Raw genomic sequence first — 2614 nt, forward strand, 5'->3', positions numbered from 1 at the left:
TGCGCCCAGGTCTAATAAAAAACAGAAGAAAAATAAAAACGAAATTGAGGCTAAGGAGAAAAAGGAGCGCAAGAACCATAAAGCAACGAAAGGCTGTTTCATGTGGAACTCGGGGAAACCGGATGCATAGTTGACACAACAGCATACATTACCGTACGGGGTTAGAACAAAGAACTGGAAAAGGTCAGCTGAGATCAAGCTATCATGTCAGAGATCCAAATAGGTATGTATACAAAACAGCAATGGAACTGGTTAGGCTAATTGCGATAGCATCTCGTACAGCAGAAACTATGAAGAAAATCGATACGTTGTTCTCGACGCCAGCGCATCACAATCCAACACTGTAATACAGTACCAAGTTTAAGCAAATACAGACGCCACAGTGTATAAGAAGCTCATAACCCGCAAACAATTCGCTATGTATACCTCTCACGAAGCAACACTCGGATTTGTTATAAGATAAGAAAAGACGATCCAGCCTGGTATTATAAAACCAAGATACAGCAATACTCGCTAGCAGCCTACCTTATCTCTATTTTCATTTATGAAGGACTTAACACGATTAAAGGACTGAAGCTCAATCTGTCTAATTCTTTCCTTAGAGACACCATACTCTCCACTAAGAGTCTCAAGAGTGTCGGGACACTCCTGCATCTTTCTGCGATAGAAAATATCTCTATGCCTTGCATCAAGAGTCGACAAAGCATCATTAACTATTTCCTTCTTTACGTTACTCTCCTCATTAGCCAAGTACATAACCTCTTGATTTGGCGAAGAACAAGGGATCAAATCTTGCAGCTCTATACATCTGTCACTTCCAACTCTTTCGCTAAGCGACACATCCCTGTTGGAAAAGAACCGATCCATACTCTCTACTTCCTTCTCCGATGCACCGCATTCTCTAGCGACTGCAGATACCTCTCCAGAGGCCATAGGGCCGCTGTGCCCCAGTATCTTCCTTTTTATCTTCCTAAGGCTGAAAAACAACTTCTTCTGTGTCTGCGTCGTGCCAACACGAATACAGGACCATGAGCGCAATATATAGTCCTTTATAGTTGCCTTTATCCACCATACTGCATACGTAGATAAACGAAAGCCCAGATCTGGGTTGAACCTTTTTACCGCCTGCATGAGCCCGATGTTTCCTTCCATAATGAGCTCCATCAATGGCAGACCGTAGCTCTTGAAGCCTGACGCCACCTTAACCACCAGCCTAAGATGACTAGTCACTAGCTTATGCGCATCGGCAACAGACCTATTTCTGTACCAATTCTCGGCGCACTGTCGCTCTTCCTCCTCTGATAGCATGGGAAACGCCCTCACCTGCTCCATATACGCCACCAAATCGTCGGCTCCCATGGAGAAAACTGATGCGGTAAGCATGATCCAACTATCCCCCTTCTCTGATCTAGCTAATATCCATTATACGATGCCATTATAGGTAAGGTGTAGTGAATTTTCAAGACTTTAACTATATAATCCCCGCAAGGATTTTGAGGTACACGCCATGAACATAATAATTGCATGTAGGGGGTATAGTGTCACAGACAGCATCAAGTCTTACATTGAAACAAATTTGGAGAGTCACATCGTAAAATATCTGCGCGCAGATGAGATGAATGCAAGGGTAGTCCTATCAAAAGAAGGGCACTTATTTACCTCCTCTGTGTCCATATATAATGAAAGTCAGCATGAGTTCATTAAGGCATCTGAAAAGTCCGACACTGTTTATAAGGCAATAGACGCGTCTGTATCTCATATCGTATGCAAATTGAAGAAGTACAAGAGTGAAAGAATAGATAAGTACAGAAAAAGCAGATCTCTCAAAGATGAAGGAATCTGCAAAGGATACCTACTCAATACCGAAGATATAGGAAAATCTGACATCGAAGATTCTCCCTTGATCGTTGAAGAAGAGATATCTTTGAAGAAAATGTCCGTTAGTGATGCGGTTATGGAAATGGAGCTACTATCTATTCCTGCTGTCTTATTCATAAATTCCAAAACTAACAAAATAAACATGGTTTATGCAAAAGACGACTGCGTTGTCTGGGTAGACCCGCTGGATAACACGCTTCCGAAGTAAATTCCATTTGCTTCTGATGAATGGGATTTGTGCTGCATAAGTGGCAATGGAGTAGAAGGCAATTCCCATAGCATGCGCACGATGTATTGCTAAAGTAGTACCCATATTGCCTTCTTCTACCCATTAGTTATGGCGATACATTGCATTACGAAGAGGGCGACACAACCTTAGACTTGTACATTAGTTAATCAAATTTTTATATAGCTTCATGCTATAATGTACCCTTACTAAAAGGGCTCGTATGGTTGTGTTGTAGGTAGACACACATATGATACCCGGTGTCAAATTTCGCCTCCTTACTTCAAAAAGTTGGCATTTTCATATACGGCTGTTGGTTAGAATGTTAATAGATATTAACAGCCTAAAAGTAATGAAATATAATACCCGGCGTCAAAAGAGATAGGTTAGAAGCAGCCCATGAACGGAAGTAATAACAATATCGTTGATACATTGAACAATGCGATAAGGGCAAACGACTTTGGCTTTGTTCTGAAAACGTTAAAATCATTAACAAAGCAACAAAAGGCG

At 41.5% G+C, this 2614-nt stretch carries 2 protein-coding genes; one reads left to right on the forward strand and one right to left on the reverse strand.

What is annotated here, in order from left to right:
• Positions 1-513: 513 nt before the first annotated feature.
• Positions 514-1383, reverse strand: coding sequence for an RNA polymerase factor sigma-32 (locus tag PGW94_RS04485; RefSeq protein ID WP_271759056.1), 870 nt, complete (start codon positions 1381-1383; stop codon positions 514-516).
• Between the two features lie 124 nt (positions 1384-1507).
• Here PGW94_RS04485 and hpf point away from each other — a divergent pair, with 124 nt between their 5' ends.
• Positions 1508-2086: a ribosome hibernation-promoting factor, HPF/YfiA family gene (gene hpf, locus PGW94_RS04490; protein WP_271759058.1), complete on the forward strand. Its 579-nt coding sequence runs from the start codon at positions 1508-1510 to the stop codon at positions 2084-2086.
• Positions 2087-2614 lie beyond the last annotated feature (528 nt).

The organism is Candidatus Anaplasma sp. TIGMIC (assembly GCF_028204095.1).
GTDB lineage: Bacteria > Pseudomonadota > Alphaproteobacteria > Rickettsiales > Anaplasmataceae > Anaplasma.